The 5,834-nt window shown below is 36.5% G+C and carries 6 protein-coding genes; all 6 read right to left on the minus strand.

Features of this window, described 5'->3' with window-relative positions:
* Positions 1 to 617, minus strand: a 617-nt coding sequence (locus ACTTG8_RS09460) for an ROK family protein (protein WP_442561868.1), incomplete at its 3' end; no start/stop codon positions are given.
* Between the two features lie 10 nt (positions 618 to 627).
* Positions 628 to 1,560: an HPr(Ser) kinase/phosphatase gene (gene hprK / locus ACTTG8_RS09465; RefSeq protein ID WP_442561873.1), complete on the minus strand. Its 933-nt coding sequence runs from the start codon at positions 1,558 to 1,560 to the stop codon at positions 628 to 630.
* Positions 1,561 to 1,625: 65 nt separating this feature from the next.
* Positions 1,626 to 2,579: an SGNH/GDSL hydrolase family protein gene (locus ACTTG8_RS09470; RefSeq protein ID WP_442561869.1), complete on the minus strand. Its 954-nt coding sequence runs from the start codon at positions 2,577 to 2,579 to the stop codon at positions 1,626 to 1,628.
* An 8-nt stretch (positions 2,580 to 2,587) separates the two neighbouring features.
* Positions 2,588 to 4,090, minus strand: a complete 1,503-nt coding sequence (locus ACTTG8_RS09475) for an MBOAT family O-acyltransferase (RefSeq protein ID WP_442561870.1) — start codon at positions 4,088 to 4,090, stop codon at positions 2,588 to 2,590.
* Between the two features lie 2 nt (positions 4,091 to 4,092).
* Positions 4,093 to 4,320, minus strand: a complete 228-nt coding sequence (locus tag ACTTG8_RS09480) for a phosphopantetheine-binding protein (RefSeq protein WP_442561871.1) — start codon at positions 4,318 to 4,320, stop codon at positions 4,093 to 4,095.
* Entirely contained in the window at positions 4,313 to 5,812 is a 1,500-nt protein-coding gene (locus ACTTG8_RS09485; RefSeq protein WP_442561872.1) for an AMP-binding protein, read from the minus strand. The genes ACTTG8_RS09480 and ACTTG8_RS09485 overlap by 8 nt, the downstream gene beginning before the upstream one ends.
* Positions 5,813 to 5,834: the final 22 nt, after the last annotated feature.

Below are 5,834 nucleotides of genomic sequence, written 5' to 3' on the forward strand. Positions count from 1 at the left end.
TCTGAAAGGCTTGTTGTCTTCTTACCTTCTGCCATAGCAAGCTTTGCAAGACGGACTATACCTGTTGCAGATGCATACTGCTCAAGACAACCTTTCTTACCACAATTACAAGCCACTTCCTCATGTGGATTTACGCAAATATGTCCAATTTCACCACCAGCTCCATTAGCTCCTGCAATTATCTTGCCACCAATAATAACTCCTCCACCTACACCTGTTCCAAGAGTGACCATAACAAGGCTTTCATAACCCTTGCCTCCTCCCTGCCACAACTCTCCAAGTGCAGCTGCATTTGCATCATTTGCAACCTTAGCCTTAAGCCCTGTCAGTTTCTCAATTTCTGCCTTAACATCAGTTCGTCCCCAATGCATATTGACACATTGAGATACTATCCCATCTCCAGTCACCGGTCCCGGCACATCTATACCTATGCCTAAACAATCTTTCTTTTGGTATTCATCTGTAAAATGATTCTCTATTGATTTTGCAACATCAGCAAGTACTGTTTCCGGAACAGTAGGTATTTCCCATTTTGAAATAAGTTCACCCTTTATGGAAAACATTCCAAGCTTAACCGATGTGCCTCCTATATCTACTCCAAAACAAAATTTACCCATAATCTTCTCCTTAAATATCCCTATTCTTCATAAAATTAGACTGTATTCTGTCATAAAACTCTTTTGCCGCATTGTAACCCATCTTCTTCTGACGGTTATTAACTGCTGCCGACTCACAAATAATTGCAAGATTCCTTCCCGGACGAATAGGTATGCTGTGACTTATAAGATTAATCCCAAGGATTTCAGTATACTGTTCTTCAAGACCGAGCCTGTCAAACTCATAATCCTTATTCCATTCCATAAGTTTTATTATAAGGTCAATATTTTGAAAATTCTTAACACTCGCCACACCGAAAAGTGTTCTTACATCTATAATTCCAATACCCCTAAGTTCTATAAGATGCTTTGTAATTTCAGGAGCTGTGCCAACTAAGGTGTCTTCACTTATTTTCTTAATTTCAACTACATCATCAGATACGAGGCGATGTCCTCTTTTTATAAGCTCAAGGGCTGCCTCACTCTTACCGATTCCGCTTTCACCCATAATTAGTACACCCTCACCATAAACATCTACAAATACCCCATGTATAGATATCCTTGGAGCTAGCTGGTGGCGCATATATCGAATAGCCTCAGCCATAAATGCAGAAGTAGCCTTTTCTGTCCAGAGAATTGGAACTTTTTTCTCATTTGCTGTTTCTAAAAGCTTATCAGGCACTTCTATTCCTCTACAAAAAATCAGACAAGGAATCTTATAGTCCATAAGTTTTGTCAAAACCTTAACTCCCTGCTCCTCATCCATTCTTTCAAGATAGGCTCTCTCAACATGACCTATAACTTGAATTCGCTCTGAATCAAAATAGTCAAAAAAGCCTGCAAGCTGAAGTGCCGGACGATTCACATCTATGTGTTTAATCAAAATATTTTCTGTATCAATATCCGGCGTAAGATTATCAAGCCCCATTTTCTCTATAAGTTCTGACAATGGCACACTATACATACCTTCCATATTTTTGCTCCTTTTCTTAAAATATTGGTTATTTCAGTATAACATGAAGTAGGTTGTTATTCAATAAAAAAGGCAGTCTTTTGTGACCACCTTCTGCCCTTTAATATTTCCCCCAAATACCTGCTCATCTTCTCTGCACCATACATATTCAGATGCAAGCCTCCGTCATAGGTATCTGTATTATAGTCAATACCTACTTCATCTGCTATATCAAGAAAATTTATATATCTAAGCTCATTCTTCTTGGCATAATCTTTTATCTGCTCATCCCACTCTTTATACCAGTAAGGATATAGTACCGGAGCCTTCATAAGAATAAGCTCTATATTATTTTCTTTGCAGAGTTTAACCATTTTATCCAAATAATAGTAAGAAATCTCAGGCAAAGTATAATCTGCTAAAGGCTTTCCCTTAGGAATATTGCCGGCAGGTCGTATGCCTGTATTTAAAAGATATCCGTTTTCCGATATCTGTGGCTTATTAAAAATGTACTTAAAATCCTGTTCTTTTAATTCACTCCAGCGAGAATGAAATCTAAGTAAGGGAAATACATAGGTTATAAAATTCTCATCAGGTAACATAGATGCTTTTATTGCTCTTATCTTTGAAAGAGACCACTTCATCCCATCAAGAGTCATTCTATTATAGCTTTCCTTCTGCCCTTCTCCATACTTCATAGCTAATACATTATATACCACTGTCTTTGGCTTTTCATAGCTAAGCATTTCCTCAAGAAGATAATAAGACTGCCATATCAACTGCTGTGAACTTCCCCTAATACAGCTTTTTATCCCATACTCTTCAAAAAGCACCTTTGGATAAAATGTCTCATACACCTCACAATCCCCTACAAAAAGCAAATCATGATTTTTTTCTTCCCTATAATACTCTCTAACTAAGCCTCCTTCAGGAATATCCTCTACATACTTCGGCATAAGTAAATTTTGCAAAACATACAGGATAAAAAAAGTTATGCAGACAGTAGAAATTATGTATATCTTCCTTTTCATACCTCCTCCTAAAACCTGTTGTAAATAAACTGTGTAGCATCATATCCTATTCCATAAGTTCCAAAAATAAGATTTACTATAAATAGAACTGCCAAAGGCAAATACCAAAACATCTCTCGTCTGCCTAAAACCCTGTCTCTAACATCCTTCTTTCTACCTGCCATGCTTGTTAAAAATATAACAATTACTCCTGTACACACAACTATATAATCAGCAGTACTTACTCCCAAATCAGAGCCTAACACCCTATCCCAGTTATTTACAGTAAAGATACTAAAAAAAGTCTTAAAAGTAACTCCTACATCCTCGTAGCAGTCAAGCATTCTTATGCTGCTCATTATAAATACAGTACGCAGAGCAGAAAATGCATCATACATCCTAAAAGGCAGTTTTTTAACAGGTATGAGCTTATGAACCCCCCCATACAAGCCTTTAAGTTCATCTGAAATCAGTATACATATACCATTTAAAAGACCCCATACCACAAAGTTCCAGCCTGCTCCATGCCAAAGCCCTGTAAGAAACCATACTGTAAGTGCCGATGCATATACAGGTATCCTTTTTCCTATCTTCTTTCCGAAATGCTTCCTTGAAAATTTTGACAACTTCAGCATCGGAGTTGAAACTGAAAGCGGATAAAAGACATAGTCCTTAAACCATAGTCCCATAGTTATGTGCCAGCGTCTCCAATACTCCTTAATGCTTTTTGAAAAATATGGACGCACAAAGTTCTCTTCCACCTTAATTCCAAGCATTTCAGAAATACCGATAGTAATGTCTATTCCACCTGAAAAATCCGCATAAATCTGTATTGCATAGAAAACTATTCCAAGTAGGGCAAATGCACCATTATATGTGTCCGCATCTGAAATTATGGTAAGTACAGCCGTACTTATACGGTCTGCAACTACCATTTTCTTAAAATATCCCCACAAAAGCCTGTAACTCCCTCTTATAAAACCTTTATGATTATAGGTATGCAGTTCAAATAATGACTGTGAGATATTATCAAATCTGCTAATCGGTCCTTGAACAAGCTGTGGAAAAAACGAAACATATAAAGCAAATTTACCCAAACTTTGTTCTGCCCTGTATTTCCCACGATATACATCTATGAGATAACTTATGCTCTTAAATGTATAAAAAGAAATCCCCATAGGCATAATAAGATTTATATAGCTTAAATGAGTATTTTTTGCAAATTTATCTAAGACAAAATTGAAATTTGCTATAACAAAATTTAAGTACTTCACTGCTCCTAGTGTTCCCAAGGTACAAAAAAGTCCCAAATATAGCCATTTTTTCTGTTTAAATCTATATATTTTCAATGCCACAAAATAAACAGAAACTGTAATTAAAGCTATATAAATAAGATAAAACTTCCCTGCCAGAAAATAAAAAAGAAGACTGCCAAACAATAAAAACTGCCACTGGCACTTCTTAAACAGAGTATAATAGCAGACAATAAATACAGTTAAAAACGCTATGAATTCATATGATACAAAGAGCATTTTTACTCCAATTCCTCAAGCAAGGCTACCATTGCCTCAAGAGAATTAAAATTATCAGCAGTAATCTCATTAGCAGGAACTTTTATTTGAAAGTTCTCTGCTATTTCTGATATGAGAGTTACTATGTCAAATGAGTCAAAAATTCTGTTATCTATAAGACTTTTCTCCGTCTCATAGTCCACCTCAGGGTGTATATCCGACAAAATATCAAGCAATTCTTCCTTATACATCGCTAAGCCTCTTCCTATCTATCTTTCCTCCTGCCATAATCGGCAGTTTGTCTATCTTAACTATTTTCCCCGGCACCATATAGCTTGCAAGTTTTTCTCTGAAACTTGCCTTGACTTCACTATTTTCCGCCCTACCTTCATAAATATACTTTATTATACTCTTATCCTTATCATAAAGGCAAACCCCTCTTGTGACTCCCTCAATAAGACTGCCACAGGCTTCTATTTCTTCAAGTTCAATACGATAACCCAGATGTTTTATCTGATTATCCTTTCTCCCTACAAAATAAAGTTCTCCATTCTCACCGAAATATCCTATATCTCCTGTTCTATATATCAGCTCCGGATATTTCTTGTTTAGCGGATTTTGGACAAAACTCTCATTAGTCCTACTAAAATCCTTATAATATCCCAGAGTCAGACTTGTTCCTCTTATGCAAATTTCTCCCTTATTACCTTTTTTTGCCCTCTCATCATTTTCATCCAGCAAAAAAATATCTGTATTTGGAAATGCTTTGCCTATTGGCAGTCCATTTTCAAGCTCATCTATGTCTTTTACTACAAAAAAACTGCTCATACCCGTACATTCAGTAGGACCATATAGATTAATAAACTTAGCCCTAGGGCAGGTTTCCTGCCACTTTCTAAGATGATTTAGAGGAAATACCTCACCACCAAATGCAATTACTTTAAGGTATTCAGGCTTTGCATAGTCAAAGGCTGAGAGTTTTGTAAGTATGGTGAGGGCAGATACTACAAAGCAGATAGTATTAATTTTATGCTCATTTAAATAATTAATAAGCTCCACAGGTGTCATAAAAAGTTTTTTAGGTATGAAATAAGTTGTCGCTCCATATTTCATTGTAGTATAAAAATCTTTTAGGCAGGCATCCAAGTACAGTGGGGCTTGGTTTCCAAACACAGTATTTTCATCGCACTCCAATACCTTACCAAGTTCCTCTATGTAGTCAATCACGCTTCTATGATTTGCTACAACCCCTTTTGGCAGACCGGTAGAGCCTGAAGTAAATACTATATAAATAGGGTCGGTATCTATCGCCCTTTCTCTTATTTGCGACAATAGTCCACTGTCTACCTCACTATGTATCTCATCATAGTTATAAATTTTGCCTTCAAACCCAAGGCTTTCTGCCTGTTCTTTCGTATAATCATCGCAAATCATTATTTTTGCTTCTGAAATATTTATTATATGCCTAAGCCTCGTTTCTGCCATTTCAAGGTCAAGTGCCACATGATAGTTGCCTGAGCGAATTATTCCCAAAAACACCGCAACCTCTTCAGGCGATTTTTCCATAAATACAAGTATCGGTTCTCCATAGAGATTTTCTCCGGCTATGAAACTCCCTATTCTCTCCGATTCGGTTTTAAGTTCAAAAAAGGTAAGCGAAGAACTCTCGCCTACAAACGCCGGCTTTGAAGGAAATATGGCTACTGTGTTGTCTAAATATGATAATATATTTGTTGGTTTCATTTTATTTTATCTCATCTTTTCT

Origin of the sequence: Catonella sp. (genome assembly GCF_052173895.1) — a bacterium.
Taxonomy (GTDB): domain Bacteria; phylum Bacillota; class Clostridia; order Lachnospirales; family Lachnospiraceae; genus Catonella.

What these genes read in the sequence shown, in the direction of transcription:
- hprK (WP_442561873.1), bottom strand. Translation starts at nt 1,560, where the DNA reads ATGTATAGTGTGCCATTGTCAGAACTTATAGAGAAAATGGGGCTTGAT.
- ACTTG8_RS09470 (WP_442561869.1), bottom strand. Translation starts at nt 2,579, where the DNA reads ATGAAAAGGAAGATATACATAATTTCTACTGTCTGCATAACTTTTTTT.
- ACTTG8_RS09475 (WP_442561870.1), bottom strand. Translation starts at nt 4,090, where the DNA reads ATGCTCTTTGTATCATATGAATTCATAGCGTTTTTAACTGTATTTATT.
- ACTTG8_RS09480 (WP_442561871.1), bottom strand. Translation starts at nt 4,320, where the DNA reads ATGTATAAGGAAGAATTGCTTGATATTTTGTCGGATATACACCCTGAG.
- ACTTG8_RS09485 (WP_442561872.1), bottom strand. Translation starts at nt 5,812, where the DNA reads ATGAAACCAACAAATATATTATCATATTTAGACAACACAGTAGCCATA.